The sequence below is a fragment of the Flavobacterium flavipigmentatum genome (genome assembly GCF_020911905.1).
Taxonomy (GTDB): domain Bacteria; phylum Bacteroidota; class Bacteroidia; order Flavobacteriales; family Flavobacteriaceae; genus Flavobacterium; species Flavobacterium flavipigmentatum.
This window is the reverse complement of record NZ_CP087133.1, coordinates 2,938,778-2,963,584: the sequence shown is the minus strand read 5'-3', so window position 1 is coordinate 2,963,584 and position 24,807 is coordinate 2,938,778. Positions and strand designations below refer to the sequence as shown.

The following is a 24,807-nucleotide window of genomic DNA, read 5'->3' as shown; positions in this document are numbered from 1 at the left end:
GTGTCTCACTAACTGTGTAAGTTAAAAAATGATGGGGTTTAAAATCACTCATCATTTTTTTTTAACTTTAACTTTTACACAGTCTTATGAAAAAAGAAGATTTATTATCAGATGAATTTTTAAAACAATTCAAAACAGGCGAAGACCTAAATGGTTTTCTTGCCCAATTACAAAAACGAGGAATAGAAGCTATTCTATCAGGAGAGTTAGATTCTCATCTAGGTTATGAGAAACACGAAAAGACGCCTTCAAGTAATTCTCGTAATGGTTTTTCAAACAAGAAGATAAAAACTTCATTTGGAGAATCAAACATCCAGGTTCCAAGGGACAGAGAAGCTTCTTTTAATCCCATGATTATTCCAAAACGTCAAAATATGGTTGATGGATTAGAGAATGTTATTGTCTCTCTTTATGCCAAAGGAATGACCGTTAGTGATATTGAAGAACAAATAAGAGAAGTCTATAAATTTGATATCTCAACCTCCACTATTTCTAGAATTACTGAATCTGTTTCTAATGATGTAATAGCTTGGCAAAATCGCCCACTAGAAGCTGTTTATTTAATTGTTTGGATGGACGGGATTGTATTTAAAGTTCGAGAAAACTCTAAGGTCATTAACAAAACTATTTATTTAGCTGTAGGCCTGAATCGAGATGGAAAAAAAGAAGTTTTAGGTATGTGGCTGGGCAAGAATGAAAGTTCCAGTTTTTGGTTGGGAGTTTTAACCGATTTAAAAGCCAGAGGTGTTGAAGATATATTAATTACTGCTACAGATAACCTAAACGGCTTTACTCAAACCATTAAAAATGTATTTCCTGAATCACAGACTCAAATCTGTGTAGTGCACCAAATACGCAACTCAGCGCGTTATGTAGTGTGGAAAGATAAGAAGGAATTCTCTAAAGATATGAAGCAGATTTATGATGCTCCAACCAAACAGGCTGCCAGGGCTTCTCTTGAAGATTTTGCTAATAAATGGAATAGTAAATATCCATATGCTGTAAAATCATGGGAAGACAATTGGGAAGAACTTACCGTATTCTTTGACTTCCCCGTTGAGATTAGAAAAATAATTTATACCACTAATCTAATCGAAAATCTAAACGGTAAGATTAGAAAATACACCAAAAATAAATTATCATTCCCAACCGATGAAGCAGTTTTAAAATCTGTATATTTGGCTTTAAGAGAAGCTACCAAAAAATGGACAATGCCAATCCATAATTGGGGATTAATACTCAATCAGTTCTTAACTATATTTGAAAAAAGGGTTCAACTTTAATTAAAAAGTCAAACCCCGTTATTTTTAAACTTACACACTTTTTAGGACAGTGTCAAAGTTGTTTTACAACTTCTCCTCAACAAAAAAACCGTTAGCTGTCTAACGGTTTTTTTTGGTTTTATATCACAATGTTTAGTCGCCAATAATGGTCAAAGTAGGTATATCGTCCATTCGTTCTAAACGGTCATCAAGCCCTGATCTGGCTTCTTTCAGCTCTTCTTCGGCTTCCATAAGTTGCTTGTACCACTTTTCTTTTTCAGATGTTGTGGCTTCTATTTTGCGCATGATTTCGTAGATTTCCCCTTCGGCTTCCATTACTTTCAGGCGCTGATAATAGGTTAATGTCTCGGTCATGTGAGCCAATGCGATCATGGCAGTCAAAAAAGGATGATTGTTGGTTACATTAACATCTTTAATTTTTCCGTGTTCGAGTTCTACTTTTAAGGCAAAAGCAAATTCCCTCATATTAAAAGGTTCATGTTTGCTGTTTGGATTCAGATATGCTTTTATCGACTCGACATTGTTCATCGTAGACAAATCAACATCTGTCGACACATTTTCGTTCAAATCGCTCAGGATCACATTGCCTATTGCACGAGCCTCAGCACTTGTCGGATCGTTTTCAGGAGTATCAAAATCACGTACAGACCAATCCCAATTTTCGGGATGTACCGGTTTAATATATTTTTCGCAAAAATCTGTCACGTCTTTCTTTAAGCTAACCATTTCATTGTCTCTTTTTATATAGACGTCTTGATAAGTACCACTTTTTGTTCCCATAATTGTATTTTTTTAATGATTTAGAGCCTCTTTATTTAATCGTTTTCTATCAATGTTAACAAAAGAAAACAGACTTCAGGAATAACATTCCTGATCATGGCAAGGCAACAGACATATTGGTACCACAACTATGCTTAATAAGGTGTTTACAACAACTACTTATTAAGTATCAGGTGTACCAAAATAGGGTATGTCTTTTGCAAAAAAGTGCAATGATTTTGCCTTTATTTTCTTTAGATCGATCTTTACTGTAAACGTACAGGTTGGTATAGCGCATTACGCTTTTATATCCTTTTTTGGATGCCCCAGATTGGGCAGAACAAAAAGATAATCTGCCGTAGATAGAAAACTACAGGTCAAAATTCGTTTAAAACCAATCTTTTTGAGTTATATAATTATCGCTTTAATTTTCATAATTAACTATATGTTAACATTTTGAATCTAGACATAAAAAAATCCTATCTGAAAGAAAATAGGATTTTAAAACTCTTTTTTTTATGCTTAGAAGAACATTTGTCGATCATTCGGGAGAAATACACGAAACTATCTTTCCGTCTTTTGTTGCTCCTATGTAGCCGTGTCCTTTTAAATAATAAAAATTAAAATGGCCATAACTCACATGAGCCTCAATTACCAATAAATTTTTGTACTCGCAATAAGGCGTTCGCAATTCTCCTTTATAAGAAAGAATTTTAAAATGATCTTTTCCGTTGGCTGCTTTCCAGATATGTCCTTCTGGAAAACTATTATCGTACCGAACAGTTTCTTTTTTCATATCCTCATCATACTGCAAAACGACTCCATTTTCTTCTCTGTAATACAATAGATTAGATTTTCCGTTATTCCATTCCTGCTTAAGTTGAGTGTATGTTATACCATTGATTATTTTTACTTCTTCTTTTGTTTCTTTATAAAAATCAGTATACCAAAAAACCTTTTTATTAAAATTAATCAATGACACAGGAAAGTAAGGCCCCTCTTTTGTCTCCTCGCAAAATTTCTGTCCTTCGCTTATTTGAGAAAAAGCAGGACAAGCGGTAATCATTAAAAAAAACAACACTAATTTCTTCATTATACTACTTAAAAAAATGTTTTAGATACCTACTAGTGATTGCCAATATCTTCAATTGTCTCCTCTGGGATAACGTTAGGCTTTATTAATCTTAAAGCTAATTTTGAGAAATAAACTAACAGCAACACAAAAAATAAGATCCCAACCACATTGCCAAAAAGGAAACCAATGCCCTCGGATTTTGATTTGCTGAGTTCGTATTGAATTTGAGGTATCACTTCTAATACAACAAGAATAAGGAGTAATCCAAATAATATACAACCGATTAATAAAATGTACCCAAAAACCTTTTTTACTTTCTTCATACAAACATTTAAAAATATTATACATTCATTACTATCAAAAAAATCCAGACAGTAAATAATGTTCTAATTGATCATTTACAGTTATTTGATCTAAAATTGCTGCTTTTTACTTTTTCTTTTTTATGGAATGTAATAGCTGCCTCATTGCCGTTGAATCTCGTAAAGTATAATTTTCTTTAGATAAATGAACGCTTACAAACAAATCATTATCAAACATACCATACGCATACATATTCTTTTGTCTCATTTTGATTCCCTCATATTCTAATATATCACATTGTCGAAACATAAAATCATCTGTAATGTTTCCCCAACCCGATTTGTTTACTTCGTATTTTTTTAAAGGAGAATTATCAGAAAAATAAATCATAGGAATACCCGCCATAGCAACTCCTCCAAAAGGCTCTACCATATATTTTTGCTCTTCTTTATTTAGCTTGAAATAATACACAGAACAAATTATCGAATCTTTACTTGTCCCTAAATAATAGTAATCTGTTCCTCTCCACTCCTCTGTAAAACCCTCAAAATTAGTAGCATTTAAGGTAATAGTAGTGTTATTTCTTTTTGGAAAACTAAATTCAACTACTTTTTCATTCGCAAACCTAAAAGAAAATAGTGACGTAAGTATCAACACCGCTATTGCCATTTTTTTAAATCTTTTCATTTGTTTTTTTTAAGTTTTGGATGTTGTTTTACTAGGTAATAAGAATTAAAAAGCAACTGCAGTCGGTTTTCTCTAAAACGACCAATTGTCTTTTCACGTGGCTAATATAACAATATTAGTAGTGTACAAAAAAATGCCTGCAGAAACTTTATCAACTATGTTATAAGCACAAAAAAGGCAAAATTATAAATCAAACATTCCCAAAACATTCTCTAAACCTTACACAGATTTTTGGACACTCTCCTATTATGCTGTTCTGAATAGAACTCACGGGGTTCTGAATATAAATTGAGAGGTTTTAACATAAAGCTATGCAGTTTTAACATAAAGCTATAAGGTTCTAATATAAAGTCAAGGAGTTTTAACAAGAAGTCATAGGGCTTTGACATAATGTTATGGGGTTTCAACATAAAGTCGTGGGGTTCTGACAAGAAGTTGTGGGGTTCTGACATAATGTTACGGGGTTCTGAACCTAAACGATGGGGTTCCAAACCTCAACGATGGGGTTGCGAACCTAAACGATGGGGTTGGGAACCTCAACGATGGGGTTCTAAACCTCAACGATGGGGTTCCGAACCTCAACAATGGGGTTCCAAACCTCAACAATGGGGTTCCGAACCTAAACGATGGGGTTCTAAACCTCAACAATGGGGTTCCGAACCTAAACGATGGGGTTCTAAACCTCATCGGAGGAGTAAAAGATACTTATGGTTGATGATTTTACTTCAATAAACCATTAAAAAGGTTGTAAAAACTCATAACTGAATAAGTAACGTACAGAGTAAAGCGTTTTAGTGAAATTATCATTTTAATTTGTATTTTCGAACAATAAAAAATATCAGGTTTTAAATTATTCAAAATAAAATTTAGAACACAATTGACACTAATTACAACAGACGACACCGTAACATTCAAAATATGAACGACAATACAATTGAAAGTTTAAAAGAAGCATTAAAACATTCGCCGGAAAACACGCCTTTGAGGATGCTTTTGGCCGAGACCTTGCTGGCGCTTAACAGGCTGGAAGAAGCAGAAACAGAATATCTTACACTTTTAAGAAGTACCAACGATATTAAGGTAAAAGTGGGACTTGCGACAACATTCTTTAAAAAAGGAAGCTACTCTGCCTGCAATGTGATTTTGGAGGAAGTGATCGAGAACGGAACTCAGGATTTGAGCACCTTTACGCTGTATGCAAAAGGACTTTTAAAAGAAAATTCGGTTGGAAAAGCCATCGAAACCTATAAAAAAGCATTGGCAATAGACCCCAAGTACTTTGATGAAGAACTTGATAATCAGTTGCGATTGAGAGGAACTAATGAGGTGCAGGAAGCGGAAGATGAAGAGATAGACAGTAGATTTTTGGAGAAACCAACTGTTAATTTTTCAGATGTTGGTGGCATGGAATCGGTGAAGAAAGAGATTGAGTTAAAAATCATAAAACCACTGCAACATCCTGAACTTTATAAGGCTTACGGAAAGAAAATAGGTGGCGGGATATTGTTATACGGCCCTCCCGGCTGCGGAAAAACGTATATTGCCAAAGCAACAGCAGGACAAGTAAACGCTAAGTTTATAAGTGTGGGTTTGAATGATATTCTGGACATGTGGATTGGCAGCAGCGAAAAAAATCTGCATGATATTTTTGAGCTCGCGAGACAAAATACGCCCTGTGTTTTATTTATTGATGAAATAGATGCTTTGGGAGCCAGCCGAAGCGACATGAAGCAATCCAGCGGGCGACATTTGATCAATCAGTTCTTGCAGGAACTGGACGGAATAGAGCATAATAATGAGGGAATATTGGTTCTTGGTGCGACCAACACACCGTGGAATCTCGATCCGGCTTTTAGACGCCCAGGTCGTTTTGACAGAATTGTTTTTGTACCGCCACCAGACGAAACTTCAAGAGAATCTATCTTGAGATTGAAACTAAAAAACAAACCCATCGAAACGATTGATTATAGCACTATTTCGAAAAAAATAGAAAACTATTCCGGAGCCGATATAGAAGCCATGATCGATATTGCGATAGAGCAAAAACTAGAATCGTCTTTTGAGGATGGTATTCCGAAACCTATTAGTACAAAAGATTTGCAAAACGCCATCAAGAAGCACAAAGCAAGCACGCAAGAATGGTTTATGACAGCCAAAAACTTTGCCATGTTTGCCAACGATTCAGGGTTGTATGATGATATTCTAACGTATTTAAAACTTAAAAAATAATATGACAGAAGATTATCAGTTATCAAAAGTTAGCATTTTAATCCAACAGAAAAAATACACAGAAGCCGAAAAAGTATTGAAGGACTTACTTGCTGCAGATGCCAATAACATCTATTTATTGTCCTTGCTTGCCGAAGTTAATTTGCAACAAGATCGCTTTGATGTCGCCAGAAGCCTTATTGATAATGCGATTGGCTTGTCGCCCGATGTTCCTCATCTTTTTTATATCAAGTCGAGAATTGCTATTCAGCAAGACGAATATGATGAAGCAGAAAAATACATCATGCAAGCCATTGAGTTTGATCCGTACGATGCAGATTATTTTGCTTTTCTGGCCAATATAAAATTAGCGCGCAAACAATATGAAGTCGCTTTAGAATTTGCCGATAAAGCACTAGAAATAGACGCCGAAAACCTATTAGGGCTTAACACCCGAAGTACCGCTCTCTTAAAATTGAATAAAAGCGAGGAGTCTTTTGATACTATCGAAGGTGCTTTGAGAGAGGATCCCAATAATGCGTATACACATGCCAATTACGGCTGGGGTTTACTCGAGAAAGGCGAGAATAAAAAAGCATTAGAACACTTTAACGAAGCCTTAAAAAGCGATCCTAATTTTGCCTACGCACAATCCGGAATGCTCGAAGCGATAAAAGCAACAAATCCTGTGTACAGGCTGTATCTGAGGTATTCTTTCTGGATGGGGAATTTAACCTCTAAATACCAATGGGGAGTAGTGATTGGTTTTTACCTCGGATTTAGGGCTTTGAGAAGCTTGGCAGATCAAAATGAGGCGTTGCAGCCCTATCTTAATCCTTTACTGATTCTTTTGGCATTGTTTGCGTATTCTACTTGGGTGATGTACCCGATTGGCAATTTATTTTTACGTTTTAATAAATACGGGCAATTGCTGCTTACCAAAAAACAAAGGCAGAGTTCTAATTTTGTTGCGGCAGGTCTGGGGCTTTTTGCCGTAGGTTTGACACTCTATTTTATTTTGCCAGATGAGCGGTTTTTATCGGTAGCGGTTTTTGGATGCGCCATGATGTTGCCTTGCAGCGTGATGTTTTCGCCCACAAAATACAAATATTCACTCTTGATATACAGCATTGTACTGGCAGTTGTTGGTCTTGCCGCCATTGGGCTCACTTTTGTAACAGGAGAGTTATTCAACATTCTGTCGATATTCTTTCTATTCGGGTTTATAGTTTTTCAATGGGTTGCCAACTTCATGATCATAAAACAGAGTAATTATTGATTGAAAAATTAAGTAGTTTACAACTCATTAGAGGTAATAAAAAGCGCAGCAGAATATTTTTCTACTGCGCTTTTTGGTTTGTTTATCACCAAAGAAATAGTTTACTAATCTTTCCGTTTTTCTAAGTGTAACGTAAAACTTGAAACATGAAACAAGTTTTTTTTATTTCTGTTTGAATTTCATAACTTTGTTTTATGAATGATCAAACTGTTTCTCCGCTTTCAGACTTTAACGCAAGTGATTTAAAACTAAAAGGTTTTAAGGTTTATAAAATCAGTGATGATGTGAGTAAGATTCCGTCTTACAACCGTAGGGATTTCTACAAAATTTGCATTAATACCAGTCAAAGCCTTATTCATTATGCCGATCGTGGCATTGAGGTAAATGGAACCATATTGTTTTTCGGGAATCCTCATATACCATATTCATGGGAAGCAATCTCCCCTTATGAGGGATATGCCTGTGTTTTTACAGAAGAGTTTCTTAAAGTAAATGACCGCTCTGAAAGCCTGCATCAGTCGCCTTTGTTTAAGATAGGTGGAACGCCGATTTTTAATTTATCGCCTGATCAAAAGGCATTTATAGATACTTTGTTCGAAAAAATGATTGCAGAACAAGAAACAGATTATGTTTTTAAAGATGATTTGCTCCGCAATTATATCAACCTGATTCTTCACGAGTCGATGAAAATGCAGCCTTCGGAGAATTTCTTTAAACATAAAAATGCTTCCGCCAGAATCACTTCTTTATTTTTAGAACTTTTAGAAAGACAATTTCCGATAGAAGCAAAAGACAGTCCGCTTATGCTAAAAACGCCGCAGGATTATGCACAAAGCCTTGCTGTACATGTAAATCATCTCAATCGTTCGGTAAAAGAAATTACCGGAAAATCGACTACCGCTCATATTTCTGAGAGAATTATCGGCGAAGCAAAAGCCTTATTACAGCACACTAACTGGAGTATTGCTGATATTGGATATTCCTTAGGGTTCGAATATCCGAGCTATTTTAATAATTACTTTAAAAGACTTACCGGAACGGTTCCGAAATCGTTGAGAATGTAAAATTGTTTCAAATTCATAATTTTTTGTTTGATTATTGTTATCTAATGTCGTTGCTACTAAAGTACATTTGTATCGAAATAAGTAGTAAAAATACCTATTGGTAGTTGGCGAACTGCCAATATACTACCTAAAAACAACTTTTGTTTTCCTTATTTACTGCTGTTAGCACTATCATAAACGGATTCTATTCTGGAACCAGCAAGCAACATTGTTCATTTTTTAATACAAACCAATTTAACACAACTATACCATGCCAACACCTTACACCATTAGTATCGAAGAAGGAAAAATACCCAATACGTATATGACTGGCGATGTTACTTATAAAAAACAAACCAGTACCATTCATCCCGAAAATACCATTATTAAAGAAGTTGCTTTTGAGCCCGGTGCGAGATGCAACTGGCACATCAATGCGAGTTTGCAGCTGCTTATTGCAACAGACGGCATTGGTTATTTTCAGGAAAAAGGGGCAGCTATACGATTGCTTCACAAAGACGAAGTCGTAACCATCTTACCGGGAGTAGAACATTGGTATGGCGCCACACCCTTTAGCCGATTCGCCCAAATATCGATCATAACAGAAATAGACAAAGGCAAAGGAATTTGGCTCGAAAGCGTGAGTGACGATGAATATTATAATTTTGGAAAGTAAGTTTTTCATCTAAAAAAAATACAAAAAGTCCCAATTCATTACGAAGAGGGACTTTTATTATGGAAATAAAAAAATTAACAAGCTTGAAACTCATTTCTTTTTTTAAATTTCCACCAACCTAAAAAAACTAATATTATATTGAAAACCAATAACGGAAGAAAGGCTTTTAAAACGTTTATTTTTGATGTATCAGTAAAAGTTTCCACTTTAAATTTTTCCCAGTTTTCTTTCTCTACTGCTTCATCACCAAATATTTTGGGATAAAAATACAGACGCATTTTCTCATGAAATTTTTTGGTTTCTTTTAGAAATAAAAGCTGATTGCCTAAATCAGATTTGGCAATTTCGTTGAGCTGTATTTGCGCGTGTAAACTAGGAATAAATTGTGCAATCGTTTGACTGGCTTTGTTTCTTTGCTCTAATTTTACGGCTAATTCCTGAGATTCTTTGCTCGAATCATCATCACCCATTTGTTGCATTGCATAATACCAAAGCCAACTGAATTCTTTGTCAGGCAAAGCATAACTTTTGAATTGCGGATAATGAGCAAAGAACTTAGACATTGTAATCTTTTTGTCCATATCCCATTTCTCATGATAAGCATTTCGCTGTTTTACAGTCAATTCTAACGCCTCTGGCACAGGATATTGATTGGTGATATAAGTATTGATTGTAGCAGGCAAAATAATCATCAGAAACAACCAGATCGTTAATAAAATAACGGCATTAAAATTAGAATTTTTTTGCAGCGAAACGATAAAAAAGCAAATGGCAAACCAGAAGAATACGTACAAAATCCCGATGCCGTAGAAAATTAGAAACGAGAAATCAAGAGGAATATCCAAAAGAAAAACCGCCATAAATAGTACTATTGATAAAAGAGAAACCAAGCTTAGTATTCTGATATAAAATAGTTTAAGAATGTACAAAAAGATATTTGAGCTTTGTGTCGCCACAATTTTCCAGGTTCCGCTTTCTTTTTCCTCAGAAACTAAATTGTATGAAAAAGTAATTATCAATAAAGGGAAAAGATAAATCAGTACAAAACTAAAATCGATATTGCCTAACAGAAGATTGTTCGGATTATTCAGCTCAGCATCATATTTTTGTCCTTCGAGACCACGAATCGTTACACTTTGTATCGACGGATTGACATCGCGCTGCCCAATTGCCAAACTGTTTATAGGGAGAGTTTGGTTGACCAATGAAAACTTTACATAATAAAGCAAAAGACCAATTTCATCAGCGTGAAATTTAACATTTTTAGCAATATGCTCTTTCTGGTAGATCTTTGCTTCAATGTTATTTTGGTTTTGCTTTTCCTGATATTGTTGTCCTATTAAAAGGCTTAAACAGCTTATCATTAAAAGAAATAATAATCCAATTTTGGTTCCCCTTGAGCGGAAGAAGTTTTTAAATAGTAGTGCTAACATATTAAATTGCTTTGAGGTTTTTAGCTGCCAGTCTGATTAAAATAAACAACAAACCAACCCACAGAATAATTGAGAATATCGAAATGATTTCGTTTTTTAAAACTAAAAACACCCCTTTTGGCTGATAGTAGAATTCTTTTACATCGGCCCAGTGATTTTTATGAATAGAATAAGGCTTGTCGCCAGGTTTTTGCTTTTTATTACTAATGTATTTGATCTGCAAGGCATTCATCTTTTGCGCCATATCATAACGATATTTTTCGGCTTGCTTTTGAAAATCGATGTACGAATCATAATCGGTATTGGACAATGCCATCGATAAATTTTTTATGGCGATATACGGATTTACAAATGAAATCGCTTTTGAAAAACTATTCTGCTTATCATACACCTGCAACAAAGTATCCAAATGTTGGTTGTAAATGCGAGCACTGATTTTTTCGCCCTCAGCCATTATAAAACCAGAATAATTAAATGGTAATTTCTGTACAGAATCAATTTTGTAAGCATGAAGCAAAGAGTCTTTGATTGCTTTGTAGTGCACATCATTCGGATTGTGACTGTCGCCTTGTTGCAAAATGTCTTTTTCGATATTGCTATTAAATTGTATTTTCGAAGGAGCTTCATAAATGTATGCCCCCAGAGCCTGTGTGCCTCTTGGTAGAATAATTGTAAAAATTAACCATATACCTATTAGCGAAATCAATGCTTTTTTGGAGGTTGCGCTTGCCGCGGAAATAAGAACAGCAATGGTGCAGAAAAACATTAAATAAATAAAATGAAAACCGATAAAAAGCAACAATTTGATCGTTTCATCCCATGAAATGGTAAAGTTCTGAAGCAACATCCAAATAAAAACAAGTACCATTATTGCAGGAACAAAGAGCATCATGATGACGCTGGCAATTCCAAATATTTTGCCCCATAAAAGTTCTTTCCAGCTAACGCCCTGACTCAGGATTAGCTTTAAAGTTCCGTTTTCTCTTTCGGCTGCGATCGCATTAAAACCAATAAAAAAAATAAGCAAAGGCAATAAGATTTGCAATACCATTGCGATAGTAATTTCTCCAAAGCGAAGCATACTGTTTGAGAAACCCGCTTCAGAGAAATTGGCGGTATTTTGCTTGTGAGCTTCAAGAAAAATGGCGTTACCAAAAAACGGTTCCATTCCAAATTCAAAAACGCTTAAAGAAGTATTTTTTCTAAAAGCAAAATTGCCGTAATGTGCCATTCTATGCGGATTTTTGTCCGGATTTTTGAGCCAGTCTTCTCGTGATTGCTGTTGGTATTTTTCGCTTGTATGACGCTGATGAGTATATTTTTGCCAGCCTGAAAAAGCAGCGTATAATAGTAAAATACCAATAAAAAGAATGATGATCAATACAGCGGTATTTCTAAAAACACTATTTTTAAAATGCTTGGCTATTAAAATTTTGTTATGTAATGACATGGTTACAGCTTAAAATTTATAAGTTACGGTGATAGTGGCATTTCTTGTGGCTCCGGGAAATAAGCGGAGATAGTTTTGAGCTCCCAGCCAATACGTTTTATTTAGTAAATTACCTGCATTAATGGCAATTTGCATGTTGCTTTTTGTGGGTTTGTAATAAAGTGCAGCATCAAAAACGGTAAAATCCGGAATTGTAAAATCTCTTGTAAACCACGGAATTTTGCTGCTTTGGTATTGCATTCCCAAACCAATTCCGAAATCACTTAAAGCTGAAGCCGAATCAAAATTGTAACGTGTCCAGAGATTGGCACTATTTTTTGGCGTATTTTGTTTTCGGGCTCCAATCAAAGAGGCCTCTCTATCGTTGGTAATTTCGGCATCAATATAACTGTAAGAAGCGTTTATTTGCCAGTTGCTAGTGATGTATCCAGCAATGTCGCATTCGAAGCCACGACTGCGTTCAGCACCTCTTGTAACCAACAAATCAGGATTGTTAGGATCATTGGCATTCATCAAAATATTGCGTTGGTTGATCTCGTACACCGCCGCATTTATACTTATTTTGTTGTTGAATAACGTTGCTTTTGCTCCAAATTCTTTCAGGTTACTTTCCAAAGGGTCAAACAAACTTCCTGCAGGCAATGATCCTGTTTGTGGCATTAATGTAACTGTATTAGACTGTGGCTGATAGCCCTCCAGATACGTCGTGTAGATATTTATAGCATCGTTAATTGCATAAGTCACACCAACTCGTGGCAACAAAGCCGATTTTTTTACCGTCAATTCATTCGTTGTTTCATAATTGGTAATGTCCTCAAACCATTCGTTTCTTAAACCCAGTAAAAAAGTAAATTTTGCCAAATGAATCTGATCCTGAATATAAATAGCATTGGTCGTTGTGAGTGCCGATGGCAAGGCAGTTCTTACATTCAAAGTATAATCTTCAATGTTTCGAAGGGTGTAGGCAGGAGTATTCAAATTAAAATAATTCACATTAGGCTTTGGCAAAACCACGCCATCTATGGTGGTCGTCTGATAGTTATCGGCGTTGGCCAGAACAAACGTACTGGCAACAGTTCCGTCTTTTAGTAAATAACCTCTTGCTGCATTTTGGCCACCACCTTTGGTTTTGTTCCAACTGCTCAAATCATATCCGGTTAGTAATTTGTGACGGAGTTTTCCGGTTTTAAAATCAAAATTAAAATAAGCGTTCAAATTATCGACATTCCAATATTGCTGGCGTTGCACAAATTGCATCATTGCCAGACTCGCTACCGGCTGGTTGTTGATGTCTACAGCAAAAGCATTGGTAGTGCGGTGTTCCTGAAGGTTTTCTGTCCAGGATTGTTTCATATACGAAGCATTAAAACCAATTTTTGAAGTAAATTTATGTGCAAAATTGGTCATCAAAATCATTTCCTTCGACTTAAAAAAATCATTTGGGGCTCCCAGATTAAGGCTTATCGGTGTTTTGTTCAAATTGGTTGTTCCTGCCACAGCTCCAAAAATAGGCTGACCTCTGTCGAGATTTCCCGTCATATCGCTCAGTATCAATTCGGTATTAATGGCGGTTTTTTCATTCGGAATATAACTGAAAGAAGGAGAGATTAAAAACGATTTGTTTCCCACCAAATCACGAAAGGATTTCGCCTCTTGATATGCTCCGTTTACTCGGTATAAAAGTGTTTTAGATTCGTTTAAAGGTCCTGTAAAATCAAGAGTTCCTCTAAAAGTGCTAAAACTTCCGACACTTAAACTAACTTCTTTACGATCAACGGCCAACGGTTTTTTGGTTACCAGATTGATACTTCCGCCCGGATCAACAGAAGAAAAAGTGGCACTAGATGGTCCTTTGATTACTTCAACACGCTCTATATTATTTGTTAAAGGCTGTAAAAAATAGTATTGACGTGTACGCATGCCGTTGATGATTTGGCCTTCTTCATTTTGACTGATACCTCTAATGGAATATTGGTTGTAATAGCTAGACGGAATTACGCCACTGGCCATTTTTACAGCATCGGCGAGATAAAAAGCATTTTTGTCGGCAATTAATTCTTTGGTAATTGTCGAGATAGATTGTGGAATATCTTTATTGAGTGCCGCAATTTTTGTTGCCGAAAAAGAATAATCACTGTTGTATTTTTTAGAAGCACGACCAAGGATTTCGACCGTTTGCAACTCGTTTCGATCAGAACTGATTTCGATATTTAGAAATTTTGCACCCGATTTTACTTGAATTGTCTTGTAACCTAAGGCAGTAATTTCTAGTATTCCTTCGCCTTCAATAGCAAAGTTCCCGTCTGTTGCAGTGGTGGTTTGCAGATCAGAATTCAGTAATTTAATGGTTGCACCTACGATTCCTTCTTTGGTGTCGCTATCGGTGATTTTTCCTGTAATTTGTTGGGCGTTTATAATATTCATCCCTAGAAAGAGGAATAAAATGAGGTGTAGATGTTTCATTTTGGTAGGTGGATAAAGAGGGTTGTATCTCCGTTTAGACAGTTTGTAAATATAAATCTTCAAGCTCGTTGGCTGATATTGCCGCAGCTTCAACAATGGTCATAAGATTTCCCTGTTTCATGATTCCGATGTGTGTTGCGACTTCTCTGGCTCTAAAAATATCATGAGTGGCCATCAATATGGCAGTTCCTTCGGCTGAAAGTTCTTTTAGAATTTGCGAAAACTCATTAGAAGCTTTTGGGTCTAATCCGCTTGTGGGCTCGTCAAGCAATAAAACCTTTGCTTGTTTGGCGATAGCGATGGCAATGCCTACTTTTTGTCTCATTCCTTTAGAATAGCCACCTAAGGTCTGATGATGAGCCGTTGTTTGTAATCCAGCTTTGTTTAAAAAATAAGCCAATTCTCCTTCAGAATATTTAAAACCTGCCAAAGACGAGAAGAATTTAAGATTCTCTATTCCGGTTAGATTAGGATATAACATTACAGTTTCAGGAATATAAGCGATATGCTTTTTAGTCTCTTGCGGGTTTTGAGTAACCGAAATATCATTTATTTTTAATTCTCCTTCCGTAGGCTCAATAAACCCCAAAAAGAGATTGATAGTAGTGGTTTTTCCAGCACCATTCTGCCCCAATAATGCAAAGATTTCTCCTTTTTTAATGGTTAAATTCAGCGCATTCAGTGCAATTTGATTGCCATATTTTTTAGTTAGGTTTTCTGCTATAAGCATAGTATGTGTTTGTTTTGGATTGATATTAGAATACTATAAATCACCAATATTCAATAATGTTTTACTATTGAAAGTCAGTTGAATAGGATGATTGAAATGATGATAAAGCCCAGCGCAAATAGTACAAAGGAGTACTTGCCAACTGTCTCGACAAAAAAGTGTAGTATAAATTAGTACTGTAAAAAGAATATCAAAAGCGCAGTGTAACCAGTAATTGTCTTGTCATTATTTAAAAACAAGACACAACTGTACTTTTTATATTCAAATACAAATCTAATTTAGGATTATAAAAGGGCAGGAGGTGCACGAAGTGCAAAAAGACTTCCTTTAAAAAAAGTGGTACTTACCGCAGCATACAAAAATGTACACGAAGTGGCTTCTGTACAGTTGGTAAAAGCAGCATAATAAAAATCGGTAGGGATAAATGTACTGAAAGCAAAGTGGCAGATAGAACAATCACTATCAATGGAGTGACTGTGCGTTATTTGATTTTTGCTGGTACTATCACTGTGATCGCAATGTTTTTCGGTAATTTGCCTGTACACATGCTCGTAAGAATGAACGGTCTGAAACAGCATTGCAAACAATACTACCAGAGATACGGCAAAATTAAGGAAGGCAAATTTGTTTTTCATTCTTTCTGTTTGCTATAACGCAATTAGGTTGCAAATATAGAAATCTTATTTAGAAATATAGCATCGTCTGTAACAAAAAAGAGAGCTGACACCAATGTCAACTCTCTTTTGAGGCTTAAAAAAAGCGGTATTTTTTATTTTAAAGTAGTTTTAATCACCACAGCTGCTTGCTTAATGGCAGTTTTCACGGCTGGTACATCCGCAATCGGATTTAACAATCCGTAATCATGAATCATTCCGCTGTATCGTGTTAGGGTTACAGGCACACCGGCTTCGTTAAGTTTTCTGGCGTATGCTTCACCTTCGTCTCTTAACACATCATTTTCGGCTGTTTGTACCAGAGCAGGTGGCAGGTTTTTAAGTTCTTCTACACTCGCTTGCAAAGGCGAAGCATATTTTTCGGTTCTTTTAGAAGCATCTGGCAAGTAGTTATTCCAAAACCATTTCATCATATTTTTGGTCAAAAATCTTCCGTTAGCATAAGAGTTATAAGAAGCTGTTTCAAAATTAGCATCCGTAACAGGCCATAATAAAACCTGCAATTTAATATGAGGGCCTTTTTTATCTTTTGCCATCAGCGTAATCGCCGCGCTCATGTTGCCACCAACACTGTTCCCAACTACGGCAAGGTTTTTACCATCTACACCAATTTCTTTTCCGTTTTCGGCTACCCATTGGGTGGCAGCATATATTTCGTTTATTGCAACCGGATATTGCGCTTCTGGCGAAGGAGTATAATCTGGAAATACCGCTACAGCGCCACTTTCTACGACTAAATCTCTCACCAATCTTCTATGGGTAGGGTAATCTCCTAGAACCCATCCGCCACCGTGGATGAAGATAAACACTGGTGCATTTGCTTTAGCTCCTTTGGGTTTTGTGATATGAATGTTTACCTTCAAACCATTCTGAGTAATCACTTTCTCAGATTCTTCAATACCCGAATAATCTACTGCTACAGATTGCTGTGCACCAACCAATACGCCGCGTGCATCTGCAAAACTCAATTGTTCCAACGGTTTGCCGTTACCTGAGTTTAGTGCTTTCAAGAAGCTGCGTATTTCAGTAAAAACTTCCGGGTCATTTTCTCCTTTGTATTGTCTTTCTTGTGCCATGGCTATGGCATTTACAGTTAATAATGCAAAAATAAAGATACTGCTTTGTATTAATTTTATAGTTTTCATAATGGTATATTTTTAGTATAATGTTTTGTTTTTTTAATTAAATAAGGTGAGCTTCCAAAACAATTTCAAAAGAAAAAGCCTGACTTACCGGACAAGTTTGTTCGGCTCCTTTTGCAATTCTCAAAAATTCTTCTTCAGAAATTCCGGGTACTTTAGCATTCAATACCAATAAGGATTGTGTAATTTTTCCGTCGTTTAAAGTAATGGTAGATTGTGTAGCCAACTCTTCTGCAGTAAAACCTGCTGTGGCAAGATCTAAACTCAGTTTCATAGTAAAACAACCTGCGTGAGCAGCTGCCAGAAGTTCTTCAGGATTGGTACCTACGCCTTCGGCAAAGCGGCTGTTAAAGGAATACTGAGTTTGGTTTAATACCGTACTAGCGGTAGTTAGGGTTCCTTTTCCGTTTTTAATGTCTCCGTTCCAAACGGCTTGAGCTTTACGTTTCATATCTTAAAATGTTTATCAGTTATTTTGATGGTACAAAGATATGTCGGTAATAAGGCTCTGGAAATACACAAAAGTCTATTCTAATTGTACATTTTTCCCTTGAAGGTATTTCTTCTTAAAATTTGAAGGAGTATCACCAACTTTGTGAGTAAAAAGTCGGTTAAAGTAAGCCGGATCTTCATACCCCAACTGATAGGCAATTTCTTTTACACTCAAACCAGAATGTCCCAAAAGCCTTTTTGCTTCCAGAATAATGCGCTCTTTTATAATGTCGTTGGGTTGCGCAAGCTCCAGCCTATTAAATTTATTCGACAATGTTTTGGGAGCCAGCCCCAACATAGCGGCATAATCTGCTACGGTATGTTTGGTTCTGAAATGAATATCGACCAGACGGCTAAAATCTCTAAAAAACTCGATTTCTTTAGATGGCTCTTGGTTCAAAGCCCCCAATTGCTGCATTTTCCAGAGGCGGGTCGCTCTTATGATGAGTTGTTTCAAATACGTCCTGATCATTTCTTCCTGCGAAGGATCAGGATGGTCAAACTCTTCCTGCAAGAGGTGATAGATGCTTTCTACAGGGGCAACATGATGCGCCGGCAAAGCCGTCATGGGCATCTCAAAAATATTATTAAACAATAAACCATCGCAGGCAACCTCGGCATCATGAATCTGCACACAATAAAAATCACGGTTGTAGAACATAAAATAGCCTTGCTTTTGACCTTTTTTGTCAATTTGCAAATATTGATTGCTATTGATAAAAAAAAGTGCCGGCGTAGTAGTGTGGTACTGCTTAAAATCAATCGTAACGGAGTATTCTTCCGGTAAATAAAGCACTTTGATGTAGGATTTGTATGCATCGCCATTGATATCTTCCATCGAATTTTCATTCACAATAAAAAAGCCTATTTTTTTATAATTCGATTCAAAAAAGACAGGTTTACTCATGATCTGTTATTGTTTAGGTGTATTAAAACTGAAAAAGTATCGCTATTTTGTGCTTGCTAAAAAGTACGTCTCGTGCTTTAAAAACAGTTCAAAAGCGCTTCTCGCCGTACTTTTTATTGCTAGTAAAGATACAAAGGCATTTTTAATTTTAAACAATCGTTATCTGCTACAATTTCAGCAGTTAGAGGTAAAATTGGCTTTGTAGAACCACTAGAAGTTGCCTTTTTTGCAAAGGAAGAATGGGGGATTATTAAAAATTATATTTTCTACTAGCTGTATAATCGTCACCTTGTAGAGTGAGTGGTGGCAACAATAGGTTTTACTTGGTTTATAATACGAAAAACCCGCAAACACTGAGATGTTTGCGGGTTCTTTTGAAAATAAACCGATAACGAGTATCCGTTTATTTTTTATCTAAATTTTGTTTGAGCATTTTGGCATGTTCCAAATGTGCGGTCATACCTGCAATACTATTAGAAGCCCAAAGTTTAACGTCTTGATCTGTTGCGTCTTCAGAAGCTTTTCTAAGTTTATCAATTGCTTTTTGGTGACCATCGATCATCATATCTGCAAACTTTTTGTCAAAATCAGTACCTGATTTCTTGTTTAGTTGGTTGTATTCTTCCTTACCATCTTCAGTAATTGCAACTGGCAAAGTAATGCTTTTGGCATCTGCCAAAGCACTTACTTCAGTAGCCGCTTTAGTGTGCTCGTCTACCAACATTTTACCAAACTTTTTTACTTCGGAGTTGGTACTTTTTATCTGAGCTAATTTTCCAATTTCAATTTCAGCCAAATTCACTTCGGCAATATCAACAAGAAATTCAGAATCATTTTTGGTGTCCTCAATAGAGTCAAATTTGGCTTCATTAGTATCTTCGGCAACTTCTTTAGGATCTTCTTGTTTTGCTTCATTTTTGCACGATTGCAAAAAGATAATAATAAGTCCTGCGCCTAAAATCAATTTGCTGGCTAATAGTATTTTTTTCATGATCGAAAGTTTTTAGTGTTTCTACGATGTAAAATTACTCAGCTAACATAAGATTTGGTTTACAATATTTTGAGATAATGTTACAGGATTTGAATATCAGTTAGTATTCCTCAGCTTTTCACTGCCGTGAAAGCCTTAATAACCTTCATTTTTACTAGAATTAGCCTCGTTTTGAAGGTTTTACCCCAAATTTGACGTCTGAAACGCCAAATTTAGGGTTCTGAACCCCATTGATGAGGTTCGGGACGTCATTTTTGACCCCTACCAACGTCATTTTTGAGGTTCGGAACCCCAAATTTGACGTCTGGAACCCCAAATTTGGGGTAGAACACCCCATCGTTGGGGTTCTGAACCCCATCGCCGGGCCTTAGAACCCCAAAATACCTGTTTTCGGGTTCAATTTTCCTAACTATTACATATTTACTTATTTTTCGGCGGAGCACGACAAAAAAAACCTTCCGAGATTGGCTCTCGAAAGGTTTTGATCTACAAATAATCTAACCAACTAATTATTTCCAACCACCGCCCAGTTCTCTATATACATTTACTGAGGCGTTCAATTGCTCTTTTTTGGTTTCTATCAACTCTAATTTCGATTCTAAGGCATCGCGTTGTGTCATCAATACCTCAAAATAATCTACACGAGCCGATTTGAACAAATCATTAGAAACATCTATCGATTTATTTAGGGCATCAACTTGTTGCGATTTTAGAGCATAACTTTTTTCTAAATTATTAATTTTAGAAAGTTGTGTTGAGACTTCTAAATATGCGTTTAGGATCGTTCTGTCATAATTGTACAATGCCTGAAGCTGTCTAGCATTGGCACTGCTAAACTCGGCTTTTATAGCATTTCTGTTGATCAATGGGGCAACCAAATCTCCGGCCAAAGAGTATAAAAGCGACTCAGGGAGCGTAAATAAATACGATGGATTGAACGCATTTACACCCACTCCTGCCGAAATATCCAAAGACGGATAAAACTCGGCACGCGCTACTTTTACATCTAGTTTTGCAGCCGTCAGCTCTAACTCAGCTTTCTTAATATCAGGGCGATTGGCCAATAATTGCGACGGAATACCCGAATTGACAGCCGATGGCAACAAAGTCAGGAAAGTGCTTTTCTCTCTCTTTATTTCCTGCGGATATTGCCCTGCCAGGAAGTTGATTTTGTTCTCGGTTTCTTTTATTTGCTGCAAAATATCAAATTCTTTGCTTTTTGAAGCCAATACTTCGGCCTGAAATTTCTGAACCGCCAATTCGGTAGCACGAGCGGCTTCTTTCTGCACTTTTACAATCTCTAAAGCATTCGATTGCAATTCGATATTCTGTTTTACGATCTCCAACTGACTGTCTAAAGCGATTAATTCGTAATACGAATTGGCTATCTCGGCAATCAGGCTTGTCACCACAAAATTCTTCCCTTCAACAGTAGCCAAATACCTGCTCACGGCTGCTTTTTTTGAGTTCCGAAGTTTTTTCCAGATGTCGACTTCCCAATTCGCGTAAGCGCCAATTACAAAATCGCCCAGCGGATCGGGCATTTCTTTACCCGGCTTAATTTCGGTCGAAGCATCACCGGCTCCCTGACTGGTATATCGTCCTACTTTTTCTACTCCTGCGCCTGCTCGCAAACCAACTGTTGGCAAAAAAGCGCCTTTTCTAACACGAATATCATTTTTTGCAATTTCGATTTCCTGCAACGTAATCATGAGCTCCTGATTGTTTTTAAGAGCCGTATCGATCAACGCAATCAGGTTTTGATCTTTAAAATAGGTTCTCCACGGGATAGACGCCATAGTGGTCGTATCTTTATTGCCTGCAAAAGCTTCCGGAAGCGGTTTGCTTGCCAAATTTGTAGCTTCTGATGGGGCTTTACAACTTACCACCGCAGCACAAGCGCCTACCGCAAGTAGGTATCGGTATGATTTTATTTTATACATGATTGTTGTCAATTTCTTCTGTTAATGGATTTTCTTCTTCCTGTTTAACCAGCTTGTGTTTCTCGGCTATTCTTGCAAAAATGTAATACAATCCCGGAATTACAAATACACCACAAATGGTTCCGATTAGCATACCACCAGCAGCAGCAGTACCAATTGTTCTGTTACCAATTCTACCCGGACCAGTTGCAAAAGCTAGCGGTAGCAAACCTGCTATAAAAGCAAACGAAGTCATCAAAATAGGTCGGAATCTTGCTTTTGAACCTTCCATAGCCGCTTCAAGAACTGATTTTCCTGCTGCATGCCTTTGTATTGCAAACTCTACAATTAACACGGCGTTTTTACCCAGTAAACCAATAAGCATTACCATGGCAACCTGCGCATAAATATTATTTTCTAATCCTGTTAATTTTAGCAAAAGGAAAGCTCCAAAAATACCTGCCGGCAACGAAAGAATTACCGATAACGGCAGAATAAAACTCTCATACTGTGCTGCCAAAACCAAATAAACAAATCCTAAACAGATTAAGAATACCCAAATGGCTTGATTGCCTTGCGCAACTTCATCGGCAGAAATACCTGCCCAATCAATGTCATATCCTCTAGGCAATTTTTTGGCAGCTACTTCCTGAATCACTTTAATCGCTGTTCCAGAACTGTATCCTGCAGCAGGCCCACCACTAATTTCGGTAGAAGTATACATGTTGTGTCTGGTAATTTCAGAAAGGCCGTATACTTTTTCTAATCGCATAAAGGCCGAAAAAGGCACCATTTCGTCCCGATTGTTTTTTACATATAATTTTAAAATATCATCGGGCTGCGCACGGTACTCAGGAGCTGCCTGAACGATTACTTTATAATTGATTCCGTATTTAATAAAGCTAATCTCATAGTTACTTCCCACAAGAGTTGACAAGGTATTCATGGCATTTTCTATAGAAACACCTTTTTGCTGTGCCAAATCATTATCGACTTTCATCATATACTGAGGAAAACTGGCACTAAAAAAGCTAAATACGTTTGACAATTCAGGACGTTTATTCAATTCTTCTACAAACTCTTTATTGACTTCTTCTAATTTTTTGAAATCACTAGAACCAGTTTTGTCCAACAAACGAAGTTCAAACCCTCCTGCTGCACCATATCCTGGTACTGCCGGTGGTTGGAAAAACTCAATATTAGCTCCGGGAATGTCTTTGGATTTCTCTTCCAATTCTGTCATAATCTCCTGAACAGACTCCTTTCTGTCGTTCCAGTCTTTAAGATTGATCAAACATGTACCTGCATTCGATCCTGTACCCTCTGTTAGAATTTCATAACCTGCCAACGAAGAAACCGATTTTACTCCGTCAATCGTTTCGGCGATTTTTTGCAATTTCTCTGCAATATCATTGGTTCTCTCTAACGAAGAACCCGGCGGCGTCTGAATAATAGCATAAAACATTCCCTGATCCTCATTTGGAATAAATCCGGAAGGAACCGTACTACTGATGAACCACGTTCCAGCACAAAAACCAAGAAGTGCAATAATCGTAACCGCTCTTCTGTTGACAATTTTACCTAATACATTTTGATATTTGCCCTGAGCAAGGTTAAATTTATTGTTGAAACCATCGATAAACGTATTGACAGGCGTTTTCTTTTTAAGCGTTCCATGATTATTTTTTAGCATCATCGCACAAAGTGCTGGTGTCAGGGTCAATGCCACAATACCGGAAAGGATGATGGCGGTTGCCATTGTAATCGAAAACTGTCTGTAAAACACACCAACAGGTCCTGACATAAACGCAACCGGAATAAATACCGCAGCCATCAGGAAGGTAATAGCGACAATAGCACCAGCGATCTCGTGCATGGCTTTTTTTGTTGCCTTCATTGGCGAAAGATGCTCTTCCTCCATCTTGGCATGTACGGCTTCAATCACAACAATTGCATCATCGACGACGACTCCAATTGCTAAAACCAAGGCAAATAATGTAATTAAGTTGAGTGAAATATCAAAGAATTGCATAAACATAAAAGTACCAACCAACGAAACAGGCACTGCAATTGCAGGAATGACCGTAGAACGCCAGTCTCCTAAGAACAGGAACACTACCAAACCTACCAAAATAAAAGCTTCGATAAGGGTGTGAATTACTTTCTCGATAGAAGCATCAAGGAATTTAGAAACATCATACGAAATTTCATATTCCATTCCTTTTGGAAATTTTTTCTTTATGGTTTCTAATTTGGCTTTTACGTCTTCAATAACCTGATTGGCATTACTGCCAAAAGATTGTTTTAGTACGATCGCTGCTGATGGCTTTCCATTTAAATTAGAATAAATATCATACATCGAACTGCCAAACTCTACTTTGGCGATATCTTTCAAACGTAAAAGTTCGCCATTGCTGTTAGATCGTACTACAATGTTTTCGTACTGTTCTTTGGTGGTAAAACGTCCTGAATATTTTAAAACATATTCAAATGCCTGTGAACGCTTTCCGGAACTTTCGCCCGTTTTACCCGGCGAAGCTTCCAAACTCTGACTTGATAATGCTTCCATTACTTCGTCGGCAGAAATTTTGTAAGCCAGCATACGATCAGGTTTTAGCCAGATACGCATGGCATATTCACGAGTTCCTAAAATATCTCCAGAACCCACACCGTTTACCCTTTTTAATTCTGAAAGTACATTGATATCGGCATAATTGTACAAAAACTTCATGTCGGTGTTTTTGTCTGTACTATAAAGATTCACATACATCAGCATACTCGGTACTTCGCGAGTGATCTTTACACCTTCTCGAACTACCAAAGGAGGTAATTTGTTGGTTACGGAAGCCACACGGTTTTGAACATTAATAGCAGCCTGATTAGGATCTGTACCTAAGTTAAAGACAACTTGTATGCTCGCTTCACCGTCATTTCCTGCATCAGAAGTCATGTATTTCATGCCAGGAACTCCATTTAGGGCTCTTTCTAAGGGAATAACGACCGATTTGATCATTAATTCACCATTAGAACCCGGATAATCTGCGGTAATATTTACCATTGGAGGAGAAATGGAGGGAAACTGCGTGATCGGCAAACTCAATACCGACAATACTCCTAAAAAGACAATTATTAGCGATATTACTATCGACAGTACAGGTCTTTGTATAAATTTATTAAACATTTATTTATTTTTTAATGATTAAACTAATGGGGAAATTAAAAGTGTTTCAAGTTTCAGGTTCCAAGTTTCAAGTTCACATTGGAACCTTAAACTTGAAACATGAAACAAA

At 36.7% G+C, this 24,807-nt stretch carries 20 protein-coding genes; 5 read left to right on the top strand and 15 right to left on the bottom strand.

Features of this window, described 5'->3' with window-relative positions:
* The first annotated feature begins 86 nt into the window (after positions 1–86).
* Positions 87–1,283: an IS256 family transposase gene (locus LNP22_RS12870; protein WP_229973272.1), complete on the top strand. Its 1,197-nt coding sequence runs from the start codon at positions 87–89 to the stop codon at positions 1,281–1,283.
* Between the two features lie 132 nt (positions 1,284–1,415).
* Here the strand turns inward: LNP22_RS12870 and LNP22_RS12865 are convergent, their stop codons facing one another.
* From LNP22_RS12865 to LNP22_RS12850, 4 genes are all read right to left on the bottom strand, one after another.
* Complete coding sequence (locus LNP22_RS12865) at positions 1,416–2,063, bottom strand: DUF5661 family protein (protein ID WP_210667018.1); 648 nt, start codon at positions 2,061–2,063, stop codon at positions 1,416–1,418.
* A 520-nt stretch (positions 2,064–2,583) separates the two neighbouring features.
* Positions 2,584–3,135, bottom strand: a complete 552-nt coding sequence (locus LNP22_RS12860; RefSeq protein WP_229973807.1) for a hypothetical protein — start codon at positions 3,133–3,135, stop codon at positions 2,584–2,586.
* A gap of 32 nt (positions 3,136–3,167) precedes the next feature.
* On the bottom strand, positions 3,168–3,440 hold the full coding sequence (locus LNP22_RS12855) for a hypothetical protein (RefSeq protein WP_229973806.1): 273 nt from the start codon (positions 3,438–3,440) through the stop codon (positions 3,168–3,170).
* Between the two features lie 106 nt (positions 3,441–3,546).
* On the bottom strand, positions 3,547–4,107 hold the full coding sequence (locus tag LNP22_RS12850; protein ID WP_229973805.1) for a hypothetical protein: 561 nt from the start codon (positions 4,105–4,107) through the stop codon (positions 3,547–3,549).
* 918 nt (positions 4,108–5,025) lie between these two features.
* Here LNP22_RS12850 and LNP22_RS12845 point away from each other — a divergent pair.
* The 4 genes from LNP22_RS12845 (at position 5,026) to LNP22_RS12830 (ending at position 9,313) form a co-directional block, all read left to right on the top strand.
* Positions 5,026–6,336, top strand: coding sequence for an AAA family ATPase (locus LNP22_RS12845; protein WP_229973804.1), 1,311 nt, complete (start codon positions 5,026–5,028; stop codon positions 6,334–6,336).
* Between the two features lies 1 nt (position 6,337).
* Positions 6,338–7,594, top strand: a complete 1,257-nt coding sequence (locus LNP22_RS12840) for a tetratricopeptide repeat protein (RefSeq protein WP_229973803.1) — start codon at positions 6,338–6,340, stop codon at positions 7,592–7,594.
* A 194-nt stretch (positions 7,595–7,788) separates the two neighbouring features.
* Complete coding sequence (locus LNP22_RS12835; RefSeq protein ID WP_229973802.1) at positions 7,789–8,658, top strand: helix-turn-helix domain-containing protein; 870 nt, start codon at positions 7,789–7,791, stop codon at positions 8,656–8,658.
* Positions 8,659–8,908: 250 nt separating this feature from the next.
* Positions 8,909–9,313, top strand: coding sequence for a cupin domain-containing protein (locus LNP22_RS12830; protein ID WP_210667004.1), 405 nt, complete (start codon positions 8,909–8,911; stop codon positions 9,311–9,313).
* A gap of 74 nt (positions 9,314–9,387) precedes the next feature.
* Here LNP22_RS12830 and LNP22_RS12825 read toward each other — a convergent pair whose 3' ends face one another.
* The 11 genes from LNP22_RS12825 to LNP22_RS12775 form a co-directional block, all read right to left on the bottom strand.
* Positions 9,388–10,746 carry a DUF3526 domain-containing protein gene (locus tag LNP22_RS12825; protein ID WP_229973801.1) on the bottom strand — a complete coding sequence of 453 codons (1,359 nt, stop codon included), beginning with the start codon at positions 10,744–10,746 and terminating at the stop codon, positions 9,388–9,390.
* A gap of 1 nt (position 10,747) precedes the next feature.
* The gene (locus LNP22_RS12820; protein ID WP_229973800.1) at positions 10,748–12,196 is read right to left on the bottom strand and encodes an ABC transporter permease; all 1,449 of its coding nucleotides are present in this window, start codon (positions 12,194–12,196) and stop codon (positions 10,748–10,750) included.
* Between the two features lie 9 nt (positions 12,197–12,205).
* Complete coding sequence (locus LNP22_RS12815; RefSeq protein ID WP_229973799.1) at positions 12,206–14,659, bottom strand: TonB-dependent siderophore receptor; 2,454 nt, start codon at positions 14,657–14,659, stop codon at positions 12,206–12,208.
* Between the two features lie 34 nt (positions 14,660–14,693).
* Positions 14,694–15,389 (bottom strand): ABC transporter ATP-binding protein, encoded by a 696-nt coding sequence (locus LNP22_RS12810; RefSeq protein ID WP_210667008.1) that lies wholly within the window; start codon positions 15,387–15,389, stop codon positions 14,694–14,696.
* Positions 15,390–15,673: 284 nt separating this feature from the next.
* The gene (locus LNP22_RS12805) at positions 15,674–16,024 is read right to left on the bottom strand and encodes a hypothetical protein (protein ID WP_229973798.1); all 351 of its coding nucleotides are present in this window, start codon (positions 16,022–16,024) and stop codon (positions 15,674–15,676) included.
* A gap of 134 nt (positions 16,025–16,158) precedes the next feature.
* On the bottom strand, positions 16,159–17,208 hold the full coding sequence (locus LNP22_RS12800; RefSeq protein ID WP_229973797.1) for an alpha/beta hydrolase: 1,050 nt from the start codon (positions 17,206–17,208) through the stop codon (positions 16,159–16,161).
* A 37-nt stretch (positions 17,209–17,245) separates the two neighbouring features.
* Positions 17,246–17,656 carry an OsmC family protein gene (locus LNP22_RS12795; RefSeq protein WP_229973796.1) on the bottom strand — a complete coding sequence of 137 codons (411 nt, stop codon included), beginning with the start codon at positions 17,654–17,656 and terminating at the stop codon, positions 17,246–17,248.
* A gap of 75 nt (positions 17,657–17,731) precedes the next feature.
* Positions 17,732–18,604: a helix-turn-helix domain-containing protein gene (locus LNP22_RS12790; protein ID WP_229973795.1), complete on the bottom strand. Its 873-nt coding sequence runs from the start codon at positions 18,602–18,604 to the stop codon at positions 17,732–17,734.
* Between the two features lie 403 nt (positions 18,605–19,007).
* On the bottom strand, positions 19,008–19,595 hold the full coding sequence (locus tag LNP22_RS12785; protein WP_229973794.1) for a DUF4142 domain-containing protein: 588 nt from the start codon (positions 19,593–19,595) through the stop codon (positions 19,008–19,010).
* Between the two features lie 509 nt (positions 19,596–20,104).
* Positions 20,105–21,538, bottom strand: coding sequence for a TolC family protein (locus LNP22_RS12780; RefSeq protein WP_229973793.1), 1,434 nt, complete (start codon positions 21,536–21,538; stop codon positions 20,105–20,107).
* Positions 21,531–24,698 (bottom strand): efflux RND transporter permease subunit, encoded by a 3,168-nt coding sequence (locus LNP22_RS12775; protein ID WP_229973792.1) that lies wholly within the window; start codon positions 24,696–24,698, stop codon positions 21,531–21,533. The genes LNP22_RS12780 and LNP22_RS12775 overlap by 8 nt, the downstream gene beginning before the upstream one ends.
* Positions 24,699–24,807: the final 109 nt, after the last annotated feature.

What these genes read in the sequence shown, in the direction of transcription:
- LNP22_RS12870 (WP_229973272.1), top strand. Translation starts at nt 87, where the DNA reads ATGAAAAAAGAAGATTTATTATCAGATGAATTTTTAAAACAATTCAAA.
- LNP22_RS12865 (WP_210667018.1), bottom strand. Translation starts at nt 2,063, where the DNA reads ATGGGAACAAAAAGTGGTACTTATCAAGACGTCTATATAAAAAGAGAC.
- LNP22_RS12860 (WP_229973807.1), bottom strand. Translation starts at nt 3,135, where the DNA reads ATGAAGAAATTAGTGTTGTTTTTTTTAATGATTACCGCTTGTCCTGCT.
- LNP22_RS12855 (WP_229973806.1), bottom strand. Translation starts at nt 3,440, where the DNA reads ATGAAGAAAGTAAAAAAGGTTTTTGGGTACATTTTATTAATCGGTTGT.
- LNP22_RS12850 (WP_229973805.1), bottom strand. Translation starts at nt 4,107, where the DNA reads ATGAAAAGATTTAAAAAAATGGCAATAGCGGTGTTGATACTTACGTCA.
- LNP22_RS12845 (WP_229973804.1), top strand. Translation starts at nt 5,026, where the DNA reads ATGAACGACAATACAATTGAAAGTTTAAAAGAAGCATTAAAACATTCG.
- LNP22_RS12840 (WP_229973803.1), top strand. Translation starts at nt 6,338, where the DNA reads ATGACAGAAGATTATCAGTTATCAAAAGTTAGCATTTTAATCCAACAG.
- LNP22_RS12835 (WP_229973802.1), top strand. Translation starts at nt 7,789, where the DNA reads ATGAATGATCAAACTGTTTCTCCGCTTTCAGACTTTAACGCAAGTGAT.
- LNP22_RS12830 (WP_210667004.1), top strand. Translation starts at nt 8,909, where the DNA reads ATGCCAACACCTTACACCATTAGTATCGAAGAAGGAAAAATACCCAAT.
- LNP22_RS12825 (WP_229973801.1), bottom strand. Translation starts at nt 10,746, where the DNA reads ATGTTAGCACTACTATTTAAAAACTTCTTCCGCTCAAGGGGAACCAAA.
- LNP22_RS12820 (WP_229973800.1), bottom strand. Translation starts at nt 12,196, where the DNA reads ATGTCATTACATAACAAAATTTTAATAGCCAAGCATTTTAAAAATAGT.
- LNP22_RS12815 (WP_229973799.1), bottom strand. Translation starts at nt 14,659, where the DNA reads ATGAAACATCTACACCTCATTTTATTCCTCTTTCTAGGGATGAATATT.
- LNP22_RS12810 (WP_210667008.1), bottom strand. Translation starts at nt 15,389, where the DNA reads ATGCTTATAGCAGAAAACCTAACTAAAAAATATGGCAATCAAATTGCA.
- LNP22_RS12805 (WP_229973798.1), bottom strand. Translation starts at nt 16,024, where the DNA reads ATGAAAAACAAATTTGCCTTCCTTAATTTTGCCGTATCTCTGGTAGTA.
- LNP22_RS12800 (WP_229973797.1), bottom strand. Translation starts at nt 17,208, where the DNA reads ATGAAAACTATAAAATTAATACAAAGCAGTATCTTTATTTTTGCATTA.
- LNP22_RS12795 (WP_229973796.1), bottom strand. Translation starts at nt 17,656, where the DNA reads ATGAAACGTAAAGCTCAAGCCGTTTGGAACGGAGACATTAAAAACGGA.
- LNP22_RS12790 (WP_229973795.1), bottom strand. Translation starts at nt 18,604, where the DNA reads ATGAGTAAACCTGTCTTTTTTGAATCGAATTATAAAAAAATAGGCTTT.
- LNP22_RS12785 (WP_229973794.1), bottom strand. Translation starts at nt 19,595, where the DNA reads ATGAAAAAAATACTATTAGCCAGCAAATTGATTTTAGGCGCAGGACTT.
- LNP22_RS12780 (WP_229973793.1), bottom strand. Translation starts at nt 21,538, where the DNA reads ATGTATAAAATAAAATCATACCGATACCTACTTGCGGTAGGCGCTTGT.
- LNP22_RS12775 (WP_229973792.1), bottom strand. Translation starts at nt 24,698, where the DNA reads ATGTTTAATAAATTTATACAAAGACCTGTACTGTCGATAGTAATATCG.